General features: G+C 67.3%; 15 protein-coding genes and 3 tRNA genes. 11 read left to right on the top strand and 7 right to left on the bottom strand.

Features of this window, described 5'->3' with window-relative positions; genetic code table 11:
• The first annotated feature begins 33 nt into the window (after positions 1-33).
• The 4 genes from NPJ82_RS08075 to NPJ82_RS08060 all read left to right on the top strand — a co-directional run bounded on the left by NPJ82_RS08075 (position 34) and on the right by NPJ82_RS08060 (position 6,236).
• The gene (locus NPJ82_RS08075; RefSeq protein WP_342658939.1) at positions 34-3,108 is read left to right on the top strand and encodes a PAS domain-containing protein; all 3,075 of its coding nucleotides are present in this window, start codon (positions 34-36) and stop codon (positions 3,106-3,108) included.
• 128 nt (positions 3,109-3,236) lie between these two features.
• Positions 3,237-4,091: a manganese catalase family protein gene (locus NPJ82_RS08070; RefSeq protein ID WP_342658938.1), complete on the top strand. Its 855-nt coding sequence runs from the start codon at positions 3,237-3,239 to the stop codon at positions 4,089-4,091.
• Positions 4,092-4,207: 116 nt separating this feature from the next.
• Positions 4,208-4,945 carry a Crp/Fnr family transcriptional regulator gene (locus NPJ82_RS08065; RefSeq protein WP_112382307.1) on the top strand — a complete coding sequence of 246 codons (738 nt, stop codon included), beginning with the start codon at positions 4,208-4,210 and terminating at the stop codon, positions 4,943-4,945.
• Positions 4,938-6,236, top strand: a complete 1,299-nt coding sequence (locus NPJ82_RS08060) for a sensor histidine kinase (RefSeq protein ID WP_342658937.1) — start codon at positions 4,938-4,940, stop codon at positions 6,234-6,236. The genes NPJ82_RS08065 and NPJ82_RS08060 overlap by 8 nt, the downstream gene beginning before the upstream one ends.
• On the opposite strand, the gene NPJ82_RS08055 is transcribed toward NPJ82_RS08060, so the two are convergent.
• From NPJ82_RS08055 to NPJ82_RS08035, 5 genes are all read right to left on the bottom strand, one after another.
• The gene (locus NPJ82_RS08055) at positions 6,215-6,640 is read right to left on the bottom strand and encodes a response regulator (protein ID WP_342658936.1); all 426 of its coding nucleotides are present in this window, start codon (positions 6,638-6,640) and stop codon (positions 6,215-6,217) included. The genes NPJ82_RS08060 and NPJ82_RS08055 overlap by 22 nt on opposite strands.
• Positions 6,641-6,644: 4 nt before the next feature.
• Positions 6,645-7,763: a histidine kinase dimerization/phosphoacceptor domain -containing protein gene (locus NPJ82_RS08050; protein ID WP_342658935.1), complete on the bottom strand. Its 1,119-nt coding sequence runs from the start codon at positions 7,761-7,763 to the stop codon at positions 6,645-6,647.
• 157 nt (positions 7,764-7,920) lie between these two features.
• A tRNA-Ala gene (locus NPJ82_RS08045) sits at positions 7,921-7,996 on the bottom strand.
• A 44-nt stretch (positions 7,997-8,040) separates the two neighbouring features.
• Positions 8,041-8,116: transfer RNA gene (locus tag NPJ82_RS08040), tRNA-Ala, on the bottom strand.
• A gap of 114 nt (positions 8,117-8,230) precedes the next feature.
• Positions 8,231-8,548 carry a TIGR02300 family protein gene (locus NPJ82_RS08035; protein WP_112382623.1) on the bottom strand — a complete coding sequence of 106 codons (318 nt, stop codon included), beginning with the start codon at positions 8,546-8,548 and terminating at the stop codon, positions 8,231-8,233.
• Positions 8,549-8,648: 100 nt separating this feature from the next.
• Here NPJ82_RS08035 and aroA point away from each other — a divergent pair, with 100 nt between their 5' ends.
• The 7 genes from aroA to NPJ82_RS08000 all read left to right on the top strand — a co-directional run bounded on the left by aroA (position 8,649) and on the right by NPJ82_RS08000 (position 15,148).
• Positions 8,649-9,983: a 3-phosphoshikimate 1-carboxyvinyltransferase gene (gene aroA, locus NPJ82_RS08030; RefSeq protein ID WP_342658934.1), complete on the top strand. Its 1,335-nt coding sequence runs from the start codon at positions 8,649-8,651 to the stop codon at positions 9,981-9,983.
• Positions 9,980-10,618 (top strand): d(CMP) kinase, encoded by a 639-nt coding sequence (locus NPJ82_RS08025; protein WP_149681513.1) that lies wholly within the window; start codon positions 9,980-9,982, stop codon positions 10,616-10,618. The genes aroA and NPJ82_RS08025 overlap by 4 nt, the downstream gene beginning before the upstream one ends.
• Before the next feature lie 426 nt (positions 10,619-11,044).
• The gene (rpsA, locus tag NPJ82_RS08020) at positions 11,045-12,754 is read left to right on the top strand and encodes a 30S ribosomal protein S1 (RefSeq protein WP_112382313.1); all 1,710 of its coding nucleotides are present in this window, start codon (positions 11,045-11,047) and stop codon (positions 12,752-12,754) included.
• A gap of 136 nt (positions 12,755-12,890) precedes the next feature.
• Positions 12,891-13,169: an integration host factor subunit beta gene (locus NPJ82_RS08015; protein WP_342658933.1), complete on the top strand. Its 279-nt coding sequence runs from the start codon at positions 12,891-12,893 to the stop codon at positions 13,167-13,169.
• A gap of 61 nt (positions 13,170-13,230) precedes the next feature.
• Positions 13,231-13,314 (top strand) — tRNA-Leu (locus NPJ82_RS08010).
• 59 nt (positions 13,315-13,373) lie between these two features.
• Complete coding sequence (locus NPJ82_RS08005) at positions 13,374-14,729, top strand: ABC transporter substrate-binding protein (RefSeq protein ID WP_342658932.1); 1,356 nt, start codon at positions 13,374-13,376, stop codon at positions 14,727-14,729.
• Positions 14,730-14,734: 5 nt separating this feature from the next.
• Positions 14,735-15,148 (top strand): DUF4112 domain-containing protein, encoded by a 414-nt coding sequence (locus NPJ82_RS08000; RefSeq protein ID WP_342658931.1) that lies wholly within the window; start codon positions 14,735-14,737, stop codon positions 15,146-15,148.
• Between the two features lie 9 nt (positions 15,149-15,157).
• Here NPJ82_RS08000 and NPJ82_RS07995 read toward each other — a convergent pair whose 3' ends face one another.
• Both NPJ82_RS07995 and NPJ82_RS07990 read right to left on the bottom strand, forming a co-directional pair.
• Entirely contained in the window at positions 15,158-15,871 is a 714-nt protein-coding gene (locus NPJ82_RS07995; RefSeq protein WP_267348405.1) for a ribonuclease T, read from the bottom strand.
• A 2-nt stretch (positions 15,872-15,873) separates the two neighbouring features.
• On the bottom strand, positions 15,874-16,266 hold the full coding sequence (locus tag NPJ82_RS07990; protein ID WP_112382316.1) for a hypothetical protein: 393 nt from the start codon (positions 16,264-16,266) through the stop codon (positions 15,874-15,876).
• Positions 16,267-16,312 lie beyond the last annotated feature (46 nt).

The following is a 16,312-nucleotide window of genomic DNA, read 5'->3' as shown; positions in this document are numbered from 1 at the left end:
ACACGTTTTCTCGGGTTTAGCATGCGATCCTCCATGACAGTCCGCCCTTCGCACACCATCACCCTTTCACCCGATACGGCCCGGCTGCTCGATGCCGCGATTGCGGGCGGCCAGTATGATGGGGTGGATGCGGCCATCGCCGCGGCACTCGCCAGGCTCGGCCGGGCCACGCCCGTGCCGCAGGACTGGCTGCCGGGCGGCGGCGAATGCGGCGACCTGATCCGCGCGCGCGACTGGAGCGCGACGTCGCTCGGCCCGCGCGAGCACTGGCACCCGGCGCTGCGCTCCACCGTGTCCAACATCATCAACTCGCCGATCGCGAAGGTGCTGATGTGGGGGCCCGACCACATCATGCTGTATAACGACAGCTATCGCGAGATCGCCGGGGCCCGTCACCCCCAGGCGCTGGGCGGCACGGTGCCCGGCATCTGGCCCGAGATCTGGGATTGGAACCGTCAGGTCCTCGCCGCCGGCTTCCAGGGCGAGGTCCTGTCCTATCGCGACCAGCGCATGGTCCTGACCCGCAACGGCATGGCGGAGGAGGTCGTGTTCGACCTGTTCTATACGCCCATCTATCAGGACGGCGCGGTCGCCGGCGTCATGTGCACCGTGCTGGACAATACGCCGCGCATCGTGGCCGAACGACGGCTGGCGGACAGCGAGGCCGAGTTGCGGATCATCACCGACTCGCTGCCGGTGCTGGTCGCCTTTGTAGACCGCGACGGCGTGTACCGCTTCGCCAACAGCTTCTATCAGGACTTTCTCGGCATCGCGCCCGAGCAGGTGGTGGGGCGCACCATCGCGCAGGTGCTGGGCGAGGAAAGTCATGCCGTCCGCCAGCCGCTGATCGCCCGCGCGCTGGCCGGAGAGACGGTGGTCGCCGACGTGTCGATCCGCCACCGCGACGGTGGCATCCGCCGGGCCGAGACCCGTTACCTGCCCCGTCGCGGCGACGATGGCGAGGTTCTCGGCTTCCACGTCCTGGTCTTCGACGTCGACGAGCGCATTCGCCATGCCGCGGCGCTGGAACAGAGCAACGGCCGTTTCCGCGCGGCGATGGATGCGGTGCACGGCGTGCTGTGGACCAACAGCGCCGATGGCCAGATGCTGGGCGAGCAGCCCGGATGGGCGGCGCTGACCGGACAGGCCTTTGAGGAATATCAGGGCTTCGGCTGGGCGCAGGCGGTCCATCCCGACGACATGGCCGCCACCGTCGCCGCCTGGCGGACCGCGGTCGCCGAGCGGTCGATGTTCGTCCATGAACACCGCGTCTGCCGGCATGACAAGATCTGGCGCACCTATGCCATCCGCGCGCTGCCCATCTTCGGGGCGGACGGCGCCTTGGTCGAGTGGGTCGGCGTCCACACCGACATCACCGAGCAGCGCGAGGCGGAGCAGGCGCTGCGCGATCAGGCCTCGATCCTGGCGCGGCAGGTCCGTCACCGCGAACGCGCCGAGGCCCAGTTGCGGCAATTGAACGAGACGCTGGAGGCGCGCGTCATCGCCGAGATCGCCGAGCGCCGGCAGGCGGAGGTGGCGCTCGCCCAGGCGCAGAAGATGGAGACGATCGGCAAGCTGACCGGCGGCGTCGCCCATGACTTCAACAATCTGTTGCAGGTCGTGTCGGGCAATCTCCAGCTTCTCGCCACCGACGTGCACGGCAACGAGCGTGCCGAGCGCCGCATCACCAATGCCATGGCCGGCGTCACGCGCGGATCGAAGCTGGCGGCGCAACTGCTCGCCTTCGGTCGGCGTCAGGCGCTCGAACCCAAGGTCGTCAACGTCACCCGCTTCGTGCAGGGGATGGACGACATGCTGCGCCGTGCGATCGGCGAGGGGATCGAGATCGAGACGGTCGTCGGCGGCGGGCTGTGGAACACCTTTATCGATCCGACGCAGGTCGAGAATGCGTTGCTCAACCTGGCGATCAACGCGCGCGATGCGATGGAGGGTACCGGCCGGCTGACCATCGAACTCGGCAATGCCCATCTCGATGACGACTATGCCCGCACCCATGACGAGGTGGTCCCCGGCCAATATGTCATGCTCGCCGTGTCCGATACGGGCAGCGGAATGAGCGCCGAGGTGATGGCCAGGGTGTTCGAGCCCTTCTTCTCGACCAAGAGCGAGGGCAAGGGCTCCGGGCTTGGCCTGTCGATGGTCTACGGCTTCGTCAAACAGTCCGGCGGCCATGTGAAGATTTATTCCGAGATCGGGCACGGCACCACGATCAAGCTGTACCTGCCGCGTGCGATGGAAGCCGAGGATGTCGAGGTCGCGGTCGATACCGGCCCGATCGCGGGCGGCACCGAAACGGTGCTGGTGGTCGAGGACGACGATGCGGTGCGCGCCACCGTGGTCGAGCTGTTGTCCGAACTCGGCTACCGCGTGCTGAAGGCGGTGGATGCGCAAAGTGCGCTGAGCGTGATCGAAAGCGGCATTCCGATCGACATGCTGTTCACCGACGTGGTGATGCCCGGCACGCTGAAAAGCCCCGAGCTGGCGCGCAAGGCGCAGGAGCGGCTGCCCGACATCGCGGTGCTGTTCACCTCCGGCTATACTGAAAACTCGATCGTCCATGGCGGCCGGCTCGACAAGGGGGTCGAGCTGTTGTCCAAGCCCTACACGCGCGAGGCGCTGGCGCGGAAGTTCCGCCACGTTCTCGCCAATCAGAGCCAGCGTCGCCTGGCCGAGCGCCCGCGCATGCCCGCCACCGCGACACCGCTGGCGGACGGCCTCACCATCCTGCTGGTCGAGGATGACGAATTGATCCGGACCAGCACGGCCGAGGCGCTGCAGGCGGGCGGCTTCGTCGTGGTCGAGGCGGGCAGCGCGGAGGAAGCGCTGACCGCGCTACAGACCGCGCCGATCGAGGTGCTGGTCACCGACATCAACCTGCCCACCATGTCCGGGATCGAACTGGCGCAGCGGGCACGCGCGGTGCGGCCGCTGGCGGGGATCGTCTTTGCCACCGGCGATGCCGCCGCCGTTCGCGACGCCATGCCGCCCGAGGCGATGCTGCTCACCAAACCCTATGGCGCGGACCGGATGATCGAGGCGATCCGCAGCGTCGCGGCGCGGCGCGAACGCACCGGCGCGACCGTCTGAACATCTTCCACATCATCTTAGATCAATGACCTACGTTACTGATAAATAACGCAGTCGCGCTGCGACTTCGCTTGGCGTGGACGGTTTATCCTTCGCACGGACGTGTGAAACGTTGCGGAGGACCATCCATGTATTATCACGACAAGCGGCTTCAGTATCCGGTCACCGTCGACAAGCCCGATCCCGCCTTTGCACGCATGCTGCAACAGGCGATCGGCGGCGTGGAGGGCGAGATCCGCGTGTGCATGCAGTATTTCTTCCAGGCCTGGGGCAACCGGGCGCCGACGCCGAAATACCGCGACATGCTGCTCCACACCGCGACCGAGGAGATCGGCCATATCGAGATGCTGGCGACCGCGGTCGCGCTCAACCTCGACAAGGCGCCTGCCTCGCTGCAGGAAGAGGGTGCCGCCGACGGCATCGTGGGCGCGGTGATGGGCGGCGGCAACGGCCGCCACGCGATCGAGGGCATGATCCACAAGAACCTGCTGTCGACCGGTCTTGCCGCAATGCCGGTGGACTCCGACGGCGTGCCCTTCAACATGAGCCACATCTATGCCAGCGGCAACATCGCCGCCGACATGTATTGCAACGTGGCGGCGGAGAGCACCGGGCGCGTGCTGGCGGTGCGCCTGTTCAACGCCGCGCATGACGAGGGCATGAAGAAGATGCTCCACTACATGATCGCGCGCGACACCATGCACCAGCAGCAGTGGCTGGCGGTGCTGGAGGAACTGGGCGGCCCCTCGGCCAACCTGCCCGTCCCCAACTCCTTCCCGCAGGAGATGGAGGATCAGGCGAACAACTACAACTTCTACGCCACCGCCGCCGACGGATCGGTGCCGGAGGGACGCTGGACCGACGGGCCGACCATCGATGGTCGCGGCGACTTCACCGTCTTCCAGAACAAGCCGCTGGGCGAGGAGCCCATCCTCGGCCCCGCCCGCCCCGACAGCGCGGCGCAAAGCCAGCAGATCGGGTGAGGTTGTGCGCGGCCCCCATCATCGGGGCCGCGCATTTCAGTTCATTCCCAAGCCATTAACCTATGTACGAGCGGCAGTTTCTGTGCCCTTCATGATCGATCGTGAAGGGACCCACCATGAATAACCCACTGATCCGGAAGCTGGAACAGTTCACGCGACTGTCCGGCTCGGACCGCACGATACTCGACGAATTGGCCAGCACCGGCATCCGCCGGCTCTCGGCCCGTCGCGACCTGGTTCGCGAAGGCGAAAAACCACGCGCGATCAACCTGATGCTCGACGGCTGGGCGTTCCGTTACAAGATGCTGGAGGATGGCCGGCGGCAGATCATCTCGTTCTTCCTGCCCGGCGACCTGTGCGACCTGAACATCTATCTGCTGCGCGAGATGGACCATTCCATCGCCGCGCTCACCCCGCTGACCTTCTGCGAAATCCCGCGCGATACCTTCGAACAGGTGACCGAGCGCCCGCGCATCGTGCAGGCGCTGTGGTGGGATTCGCTCGTCGCCGCCGCGATCCAGCGCGAATGGACGGTCAATCTCGGCCAGCGCAACGCGCTGGAGCGGATCTCGCACCTGATCTGCGAACTCTTTTTCCGCATCCGCGGCGTCGGCCTGAACGACGACACCAGCTTCTTCTGCCCGATCACCCAGAACGACCTGGCGGAAGCGACCGGCATGACCTCCGTCCACGTCAACCGCACCTTGCAGGAACTGCGCGGGCGCGGCCTCGTCCATTGGAAGGGCAAGCAGGTGGAGATACCGGACCTCGGGGCCTTGTGCCAACTGGCTCTCTTCAACCAGAACTACCTCCATCTCGACCGCGAAGGAGCGCATCTGGACGCCAATGACTGAAACGCTGCGCCTCCAGCCCGGTCCATCCCCCGAAGCCAGGACATGGCGCGTGCTGGCGCGTGCCGAGGCGGAGGGCGCGGATCTCTGGCAGGTGCTGTCCGATCAGATCGCCCGGTCGGGACTGGCGGAGTCGGTTGCGGTGGCGGCGAACAGACCTGAGCCGGGGTGGGTTGCCCATGCCGGCCCATGGCGCCCGGCGGACGGCGTCGCCCCGCCGCGCCTGCCCAACCAATGCGGCCTGCTGGCCGCCGAAGCGGCGGAACCGGCAGCTTTCCGGCCCGACGGATCGATCGACCGCGCCATATTGGTGGTTTCGCCTGAGGCCGCGTCGCAAACGGTCTGGCTGTTTGCGGATACCTTTACGCCCGCCGCTACCGCGCTCATCGTGCGGCTGGTCGAGGGGGTCGCGGATGGCGATGATCCCCGCTGCGTGGTCGGTTACGGCGTCGACGGCATCCCTGTGGTGCGTGAGGTCAATGCCGCCTTCTGCCGCCGCACCGGTCTGGCCGTCTGGCCGGGAACGCCGCTGTCCGGCGTATCGCCCCGCTTCCTCCAGATGGGCATGCGCAATCCGCTCACCGTGATGGTGGAGGGCTGGCCACAACCCTTCCGCCTGTTCGCCTGTCCCGTCGCCGGCGATCCCGAGCCTCTGGTGGCACTGGTTCCCGCACCATGCTGGGGAACATCGCCGACGCACGCCACCACCATCGCGACGCCGCAACCGCGCGTCGATCATCAGCATCACGTCCGCAACATGCTGGCCGTCGTCCGCTCGATCGCGCGGCGGACGCGCAGCAGCGACGGCGAGGCCTGGGACCATCTGGACGGGCGCCTGAACGCCTTTACCCGTATCCAGGCGCTGATGACCTATGGCACCGACGACGCCATCGACCTGCACGCGATCGTCGACGACGAACTGCGCGTGCAACCCGGCGACCGGGTCAGCGTCAGCGGTCCCAGGGTCTGCCTGCCGCCGCGCATCGCGGAACGCCTCGGCCTCGCCATCCATGAATTGACCACCAATGCCGTGAAGTTCGGCGCGATGGGACAGGACGGCGGGCGGTTGTCGGTGCGCTGGACGGCCGGCGAGATGCTGACGCTGCACTGGCAGGAAAGCGTGATCGACCCCCTGCCCCCGCCCGGACCGCCGGGGTTCGGCACCGAACTGATCGAGGAACTGCTACCCTATGAGTTGCAGGCCGAATGCACGCTGGACCTGCATGCGCGCGGCCTTTCCTGCACGATCACCATACCCCTGCCGCAGGGCGCTCAGGCGGGCAGTTCGCGATAAAGCCGCAAGGCGGCGGGCACCTGTTCCGGCGTCTCACCGCGTGCGATGGCGTAGGCGGCCTGCACGGCCGCGCCCAGGCTGCCGGTATGGAACGGCTTGGCGACGCAGCCGATGATCAGCGGATGGCCCCCATCCGCTGGACAATTGCCGCTGAGGAATATGCACGGCACGCCGCGATCGGCCAGCGCCGTGGCCGCCGTAATCCCGCTGTCGCCATCGGCCAGCTTCACGTCGCACACCACCAGATCGGGCCGATCCTGTTCGGCCAGGTCGAGCGCGCTGGCAACGGTATCGGCGATGCCGACCACCCGATGCCCGTGCAGCGTCAACGCATCCTCGACCAGCATCGCGACCAGCGCCTCGTCTTCGATCACCAACAGGTCGAGCGTCCGCGCTTCGGTCATCAGATCAGCCGCGATCGGCATAGGGCATCACGACGACCAGCCGGTCGTCCCCTTCGGCATGAACGTCGGCGCGCACCTGATGCCGCAAGCCGGCGAACATCCGGGCGTCCGCACCGGACAAGGTATCTAGCCCCCACATAGCGCCGTCAAACGACAGGCGCATGGCTTCGTTCCCGCTGGGGCCGACGCTTATCCGTGGTTTGTCGCCATGCCGCTTCAACAGCGCGTGGAAAAGCAGCGCAGCCGCCGCGGCCTGTTCCACCGGCGCCTCGAACCGCCCGGCCACGGCGATGCCCGCCTCCGCGCCATGCACCTGCTGGAATACCCCGGTGAACAGCGCCGCCAGATCGACCTCGCCCAGCCCCACCGTGTCGTAGAGCGGGCGATGGGCGCTCGCCAGCACCTGCAGCCGCTCGGTCGCCCGGTCGAGCGCCGCTCGCGCCGGCTGGTCGGCCTGGGCGCGTGCATCGACCGCCACCAGCCCGATCGCCACCTGCAGCGCGTTGCGTACCCGGTGGTTCAGCTCCTCCAGCAACCGCGCCTGCGTCTCGATACCCGCCCGCAACGCTTCCTCGATGCGCAGGCGATGCTTCGCCAGGGCAACATAGTGGCAGATCGTGTGGAGGAACCGCAGTTCGTCCTCGGTGAACCGGTCCGCCCAGCGCCGGCCGAAGCCCAGCGTACCCAGCAGGTCGCTGCCATGGATAAGCGGCGCACAGGCATAGGCATCCAGTCCCAGGTTGCGCACGAAGTCATAGAGCGAGTCGCTCGATCGCTGCACGCCGACCGCGTGAATGGCCTTTCGCGTGCTGGCCGCACAGCCGCACACCGCCTGCCCCAAGGCCAGTTCGCGGCCGTGATCGGCCTCCTGCGCCGTCAGCCCGCCATGCGCCTCCAGGACTAGGCGATCACCCTCCAACCGATAGTTGAAGAAGACGTCCAGTCGCAATTCGGTACGGATCAGCTCGAAGAGGTCGTCGATCATCCGGGCGGGATCGTCCGCGCCCATCAATCGGTCGGTCACCTCTGCGATCAGCGTCAGATATCGCCGCGGAAGCGAGGGGTCGATCGCTGCATCGTCAGTCGGCGTAGCGGTGGTGTCGTTCCACACAGGTCCAGCCATGGACGTGCGGATAATCCGATCGGGTCATGCTGCGCAACCGTTTCGACGAGAATAATTGTCGAGCTATTGCAGCAGCTTGCACGCATCTCGGCGGACAGCCGCCGTGCGGCATCAGCGTCATGGGTCGGCGCGCGGCCGGATCGGGTCAGGATTGGAATGGTGGAGCCGAGGGGGATCGAACCCCTGACCTTCGCAATGCCATTGCGACGCTCTCCCAGCTGAGCTACGGCCCCGGTTTCGCGCGGAACCACGCGAAGATATGGTCGGACGGTCGGGATGGTGGAGCCGAGGGGGATCGAACCCCTGACCTTCGCAATGCCATTGCGACGCTCTCCCAGCTGAGCTACGGCCCCTTATCCGTCCGGGAGGCAGCCCAGTAGCGGGGCCGCCCGATCTTGGCAAGCGCCCTTTCGGGGCGCCTGCCAAGTTATCCACAATTATCGCGGATCAACCGCGATATCGGTCGATCAATGCTCGTCGTCTTCCTTGGACGCCTCGACGCCCAGATCGTCGTCACCGCCCAGATCGACCTCGTCGTCGGCCGAGGGCTCTTCGTCCTCACCGGTGATGTCCAGATCCTCGTCGTCCCCGCCCAGATCGGAATCGGGCTTGGCATCGGGCTTGGCCTGCTCGAAGGGCAGCGGCTGCTTGGACTTCAGGATCGGCTCCGGCTCCCACTGCGTGCCGCAGTTGATGCAGGTGACGGGATCGTCCTTTTCGAGGTCGTAGAAACGCGTCGCGCATTTCGGGCACGTACGCTTCGTGCCCCATTCCGGCTTGATCATGCCGTTCAACACCTTTCGGATTGGGATTTCGCGGGAGGTTCCCCCACGAACTGGTGCGCGCCTTGCCATAGCGCAAGGCGGCTGTCAAAAGCCCGCGCCCATGGCGCATTCTTCTTCGCAACCCCGCACGATCGCATCCCGCGGCCCCTTGAACGGCACCGTCGCGGTACCCGGCGACAAGTCGATCAGCCATCGCTCGCTCATGCTGTCCGCGCTGGCGATCGGTGAAAGCCGCGTCGACGGCCTGCTGGAGGGCGAGGATGTGCTTGCCACCGCCGCCGCGATGCGGGCAATGGGGGCGGACATCGTGCGCGAGGACAGCGGCACCTGGCGCATCTACGGCGTCGGCGTCGGCGGGCTGCTCCAGCCGGCGGGCGCCCTCGACATGGGCAATTCCGGCACCTCGACCCGGCTGCTGATGGGACTGGTCGCCTCCCATCCGATCACCGCCACCTTTGTTGGCGACGCTTCGCTCTCCGCGCGCCCGATGGGCCGGGTGATCGAGCCGCTGGCCGCGATGGGCGCCAGCTTCTCGGACACGCCGGGCGGGCGCCTGCCGCTGATGGTGCGCGGCATCGCACCGGCGGTGCCGATCCGGTACACGCTGCCCGTCGCCTCCGCTCAGGTGAAGTCGGCCATCCTGCTCGCCGGGCTCAACACGCCCGGCGTGACCGAGGTGATCGAGCCGATCGCGACGCGCGATCATAGCGAGCGCATGCTGCGCGGCTTCGGCGCGGACCTGACCGTGGAGGATATGCCGGAGGGCAAGCGCATCGCGATCCGCGGGCAGGCGGAACTGCGTCCGCAGGCGATCACCGTGCCCGGCGATCCCTCGTCCGCCGCATTCTGGCTCGTCGCCGGCTCGGTCGTGCCGGGATCGGACATCACCATCACCAATGTCGGCATGAACCCGACGCGCACCGGTATCATCACCGCGCTGAGGATGATGGGCGCCGACATCACCGAGATCGCGCCGCGCACCGTCGGCGGCGAGCCGGTGGCCGATCTGCGCGTCCGCCATGCGAGCCTGACCGCGATCGAGGTGCCGCCCGAACTGACGCCGAGCATGATCGACGAATATCCCGTGCTGTTCGTCGCCGCCGCCTTTGCGACCGGCACCACCGTGGCGCGCGGCGCGCACGAACTGCGCGTCAAGGAGTCGGACCGCATCGCCACCATGGCCGCCGCCCTGAACGCCTGCGGGGTCACCACGCGCGAGTTCGAGGATGGCCTTGCCGTCGACGGATCGGGCGGCGATCCCCTGCCCGGCGGCGCGACCATCGCCACCAGGCTCGACCACCGCATCGCAATGAGCATGACGGTCGCGGCGCTTCATGCGCGAGCGGCGATCACGCTGGACGATGCCGCGCCGGTCGGCACCAGCTACCCGATCTTCTTCGCCACCCTCGATCGCCTGATGGGAACGGACGCATGATCATTGCCGTCGATGGACCCGCCGCCAGCGGCAAGGGAACGATCGCCAAGGCGCTCGCCCGCCATTTCGGCTTGCCGCATCTGGATACCGGGCTGCTCTACCGGGCGGTCGCCGCCACCGTTCGCCGGCTCGACCTTGACCCCTCGCGCGAGGCGGATGCGGTTGCCGCCTGCGATTTCGACGAACTGACGCTGGCCGATCCGTCCCTGCGCGATGACGAGACCGGGCAACTCGCCTCGATCGTGTCGGCGCATCCGCTGGTCCGCGCGGCCCTTCTCCAGCGGCAGAAGCGGTTCGCGCATCAGCCCGGCGGCGCGATCCTCGACGGGCGCGACATCGGCACCGTCATCGCGCCCGACGCCGATGCCAAGCTGTTCGTGAAGGCCAGTCCCCAGGTGCGCGCCCGCCGCCGCCACGCCGAACTTACCGGCCGCGGCAGCGAGGCGAGCTTCGACCAGGTGCTTGCCGACATCCGGGCCCGCGACGCCCGCGACAGCGCCCGCGCCACCGCCCCCCTCACCCAGGCCGCCGACGCCGCCGCGCTCGACACCAGCAACCTGACGATCGACGCCTCCGTCGCCCGCGCCATCGCCCTGGTCGAGGCCCGCCTCGCCGCCCGCGCCGCCGACGCCTGAGAGGCTGCTTGGAAATTGGCGAAAGAGCCAATTTCGGGCGGTGCCGGCCCGCTCCCCCACCCGACCTCCCATCAAGGATACTCTGTGGGAGGTCGGGTGGGGGAGCGGGCTGGCACCGCGAAATGCGCCCACAGCGCATTTCCAAACGGACTCTGAGTCCACGCCGGGGCCGACCTTGCCCCAGGCTCCGATTTGACGTATATCAATGGCATCCTGCGGGCTCGGACTCGCGGAGGCAGGCGCGTCGGGCATGGCCCCACGCGCCATTTTCGCATTGATGACCGAATGATCGTCGGTGCGGGCCTTTGCGGGAAAACGGTCCGTATGGATGCCGCATCGGCATGGGGCCGGCGCGGCAGTTTGTGGCCAAGACCAGCGGAACCAACCGCTTGGCCGGAAACGACCAACCAGGAACGTTAAACCCTTATGGCAACCCAGGTACAGCCCACCCGCGACGATTTCGCGGCGATGCTCGATGACATGTTCGGCGGCGCCGACAGCTTCGAGGGTCGCGTCGTGCACGGCACCGTGACCGCGATCGAAAACGACCTCGCCGTCATCGACGTCGGCTTGAAGTCCGAAGGCCGCGTGCCGCTCCGCGAGTTCGCCGCCCCCGGCCAGAAGGCCGATCTGAAGGTCGGTGACGAAGTCGAAGTCTATGTCGACCGCGTCGAGAACATGCATGGCGAAGCGATGCTCAGCCGCGATCGCGCCCGCCGCGAAGCCGCATGGGACAAGCTGGAACTCGAATTCTCGAAGTCGGCCCGTGTCGAGGGCGTGATCTTCGGCCGCGTGAAGGGCGGCTTCACCGTCGACCTGAACGGCGCGGTGGCCTTCCTCCCCGGCAGCCAGGTCGACATCCGCCCCGTGCGCGACGTCACCCCGCTGATGGACATTCCGCAGCCCTTCCAGATCCTGAAGATGGACCGCAAGCGCGGCAACATCGTCGTGTCGCGTCGCGCCGTTCTCGAAGAAACCCGCGCCGAGCAGCGTTCGGGCCTCATCCAGAGCCTCGCCGAGGGTCAGATCATCGAGGGCGTCGTCAAGAACATCACCGATTACGGTGCGTTCGTTGATCTCGGCGGCATCGACGGCCTGCTGCACGTCACCGACCTCAGCTACAAGCGCGTCAATCACCCGTCCGAGATGATCAACATCGGCGACACGGTGAAGGTGCAGATCATCCGCATCAACAAGGACACGCAGCGCATCTCGCTGGGCATGAAGCAGCTCGAGAGCGATCCGTGGGACGGCGCGAGCGCGAAGTACCCGGTCGGCGCCAAGCTGTCGGGCCGCGTCACGAACATCACCGAATATGGTGCCTTCGTCGAGCTGGAGCCGGGCATCGAGGGCCTGGTCCACGTGTCGGAAATGTCCTGGACCAAGAAGAACGTCCATCCGGGCAAGATCGTGTCGACTTCGCAGGAAGTGGACGTGGTGGTGCTCGAGGTCGATCAGGACAAGCGCCGCATCTCGCTGGGCCTGAAGCAGGCACAGGCCAATCCGTGGGAGGCGTTCGCCGCCGCCCATCCGATCGGCTCGACCGTCGAGGGCGAAGTCAAGAACGCGACCGAGTTCGGCCTGTTCATCGGCCTGGACAACGATGTCGACGGCATGGTCCACATGTCCGACATCGCGTGGGGCGTCTCTGGTGAGGACGCGCTGGCGCTGCACCGCAAGGGTGAGAGCGTCCAGGCGATCGTGCTCGACATCGATCCGGAGAAGGAGCGCATCTCGCTCGGCATGAAGCAGCTCGAGCGTGGCGGCCCCGTCGTCGGCAGCCCGGCAGCCGCCGGCGACCGCCTCGGCAAGAACCAGGTCATCACCGTCACCGTGCTCGAAGTCCGCGACGCGGGCCTCGAAGTGCAGGCGGGCGACGATGGTTCGACCGGCTTCATCAAGCGTACCGATCTGGGTCGCGACCGTGACGAGCAGCGCCCCGAGCGCTTCCAGGTCGGCCAGAAGTTCGACGCGATGGTGACCGGCTTCGACCGCTCCAAGAAGCCGACTTTCTCGGTCAAGGCGATGCAGATCGCCGAAGAGAAGCAGGCTGTGGCGCAGTACGGCTCGTCCGACTCGGGCGCGTCGCTGGGCGACATTCTGGGTGAAGCACTGAAGGCCCGCGGCCAGAAGTAATTTACCTCAAGGCAGGCGCCTTGTGCTTTTATGGCACAGGGCGCCTGCTTTTTTTGCATGCGAAGACATTTTCACAGAGCAAATTATTCATTATAACGTTTGCATAGGGGGATGATAATCGGAGGGGATGTTGTCGATGATCCGGTCGGAATTGGTGCAAAAGATCGCGGGCGAAAATCCGGAACTCACGCCGAGCGAAGTTGAGTTGATCGTGACGACGTTTTTCGACTCGATCACTGGGCGTTTGAGCGAGAATGGTCGCGTGGAACTGCGCGGCTTCGGCGCCTTCTCCACCCGCCCCCGCGATGCCCGCACCGGTCGGAACCCGCGCACCGGCGAACAGGTCGCCGTCGATGCCAAGCGCGTACCCTATTTCAAACCCGGCAAGGAAATGCGCGCACGCCTGAACGTGTGACGGATGGATGTCGATCACGGCTTGACGCGCGCGTCGCGCTCGTCTTGGTCAGACATCGTGTGCGGGCGTGGCGGAATCGGTAGACGCTGCCGACTTAAAATCGGCTTCCCATGGAGTGCGGGTTCGAGTCCCGCCGTCCGCACCATTGCGGTCGCGCTGGCTCTTTTGTCCTCCGGCTGCGAACGCCGCCGTGACAGCGGCCCGGTGATCGTCAGTGCCATCGGGCAGCCGCCGGCTGCCGATCACCGCGATTGGCCGCAGCGACTGCTGGTCGATGCCACCGCCCAGGGTCTGGTGCGCTTCGATGCCGCCGGGCAGATCGAGCCCGGGCTGGCCGAGCGCTGGATCGTCACCGACAATGGTGGCTCCTACATCTTCCGCCTGCGCGAGGCGAGCTGGGCGGATAGTCGCCCGGTGACCGCCGAACAGGTGGTGGATATCCTGCAGGGTCGTCTGCGCGCCGCGGCCGATCATGCGCTGCTGCCGTTCCTGACCGCGATCGATGAGGTTGTGGTGATGACGCCGCAGGTGATCGAGGTCCGCCTCGCGCGTCCGCGCCCCGATCTGCTCAAGCTGTTCGCGCAACCCGAACTCGCCATCATCCGCTCGCGTGCCGGTGGCGGCACCGGCCCGATGCGCGTCTCCGCGCTACGCTCCGCCGCCCCCCTCCTCCGCCCCATTCCCGACCCCACCCGCGCCGAACCCGAAGACAGCCCCACACCCACGCCGGAGGAAGAGGTCAGGCTGATCGGCGAGCGGGCGTCGCTGGCGTTGGTGCGGTTCGGGCGGCGGGAGTCGGATCTGGTGAGCGGGGGCACGATCGCCGACTGGCCGCTCGTCGCGCTGAGCGGAGCGCCGCCGGCGACGGTGCGGCTCGATCCGGCGGCCGGTCTGTTCGGGCTGGCGGTGGTGCGGCGCGAAGGCTTTCTGGCCGATGCGGCGAACCGTCAGGCGCTGTCGCAGGCGTTCGACAGGGCGACGCTGGTGGCGAGCCTGGCGCGCGGGTGGGAGCCAATGGACAGGCTGCTGCCCGAGGCGCTGGACTCGGGCGCGCCGCCGCAAGTGCCGGGCTGGTCGCTGCAAACGCTTGATCAGCGCCGCGCCGATGCGCGCACGCGGGTCGCCGGCTGGGGCAGCCCGGTGCGGCTGGCGATCGCCCTTCCCGACGCGCCGGGCACCCGGCTGCTTTATGCGCAGATCGCCGCGACCTTGCAGGCGATCGGCATCGGCAGCGTCCGGGTCAAACCCACCGAGCCGGCCGATTTGCGACTGGTGGATGCGGTGGCGCCGTATGACAGCGCGCGCTGGTATCTCGCCACCGCCTGCCGCCCGTGCAGCGAGGCGGCGCAAGCGGCGCTGGAACAGGCGCGGCTGGCCCCGACGCTTGGCGATCGGGCACAGGCGCTTGCTGCTGCCGATATCGCGATGAACCAGGACACGGCCTTTATCCCGCTGGCACGCCCACTGCGCTGGTCGCTGGTGGCATCGCGGCTGCGGCAATGGCAACCCAATGCGCGGGCCTGGCATCCATTGAACCGGCTGCGTGCCGACACCAATTGATCGTCATGACCGCACGCATCGATCCCCGCATCTTCGACAGCCTTCCTATGGGTCGCGACGTGGCTTCGGTCCGGCGCCGGATCGAGGCGCTGGAGGCCGTGCTGGAGCGGATGTTCGTCATTCCTGGCATCAACCGTCCGGTCGGGCTCGACGTGCTCGTCGGCCTGATCCCGGTGGTCGGCGACGTCATCGCGGCGGCCATGGGAAGCTGGCTGGTCTGGGAAGCGCGCAACCTGGGGTTGTCCAGGTTCCAGATGGCGCGGATGATGGGCAATGTCGGCTTCGACGCCGTGCTGGGCCTAATGCCGTTCGTCGGCGATGCGGCCGACATCTATTTCCGGTCGAACACCCGTAACCTGCGCATCATCAGGCGCCATCTGGACAAGCATCACCCCGCCGGCGTCGTGCTGGAGGGGTGAGCCGGTCGGTCAGCGTCCGCCGCGCCAGATCCTGAGCGACGACGAGGGGCTGACCCCGCCCTGATGCGCCGGGCAGCGCGTGTAGCGGAACGCGGTGTCGAGGCAGATCCACAGTTCGTCCAGCCAGCCGTCGCGGGTGGCGGTGACCCGCATCATGTCCGCCCGCAGGCCCGGATTGGCCCGCGCCATCGCCTGCGCAAAGCCCCCCGCGGTCAGGTCGCGCCGCGACAGCGCCTCCATGTCGGGATAGCGCAGCCGCCCGTAAAGCGCGTTGGATTGACGGAAGTAGCGCGCCGGGCTGTACCCGCTCATGCAGGTGCCATGCTTGGCCCATTCATGCTGCATCAACTGCGCCGATGGGGTCGCACAGATATGCCGGCGAACCACCGCAGCGGGGATCAGCCCGGTGGGGCGGCAATATTGCGGCCACGTTGCCCCCTTGCCGTCGGGCCAAAGCCCATGCAGCGTGAAGCCGAAACGATTGGCCGAGCCGCATTGAAACGACCCGCCATCGCCATGATCCCGGCAATATTGCGGGCTCCAGGTGATCGCCAGCGTATAGCTGCCGATGGGAACCACACGGCGCGGCTGCTTGTCGGTGGGCAGGTCGGGCCGGATACGCTGCGGCGCCTGCGGCGCGGAGCAGCTATAGGCCTGCGCCTGCGCCGCGACCGGCGACAGCAGCGCGGCAGCCGCCAGCCCGCGCAGGATCATATGCTTCATCGTCATGCCACAGCCTCCGCCCGGGCCCGGAACCAGGCGCGCGCATTGGGCCGGAACAGCAGCACCAGCCCGGCAAAGGTCAACAGCCCCTGCACCGTGTTGAGCACGCCGAGCAGGCCGATCGCCAGCACACCGGTGGCGACCTGGTACAGCAGCGACACCAGCCCCAGCACGGTGAGCGCCGCAAGCAGCCCCAGCGCCACCCGGCTGCCGCCCCGCGTCGTGCACAGGATCAGCAGGATATACAGACCGACCAGAAAGGCGGTGATGCCCGCGGTCAGCCCCGCACCGTACAGCGCCACCATCTCGCTCCACGCCATCGCCGATGTTATGATCAGCAGCAGCGTCGCGGCGAGGTACAGCCACTCCGCCGATATGATTGCCTTGGGACGCACCCGGATAGTCTCCCTTGATTGATGGCGGACGATAGCGCCGCCGGAC

The organism is Sphingomonas sp. NY01, assembly GCF_038809135.1.
In the GTDB taxonomy this organism is placed as follows: domain Bacteria; phylum Pseudomonadota; class Alphaproteobacteria; order Sphingomonadales; family Sphingomonadaceae; genus Sphingomonas; species Sphingomonas carotinifaciens.
The sequence above is the reverse complement of the archived record's forward strand: the minus strand, read 5'-3'. Positions and strand labels throughout refer to the sequence as shown.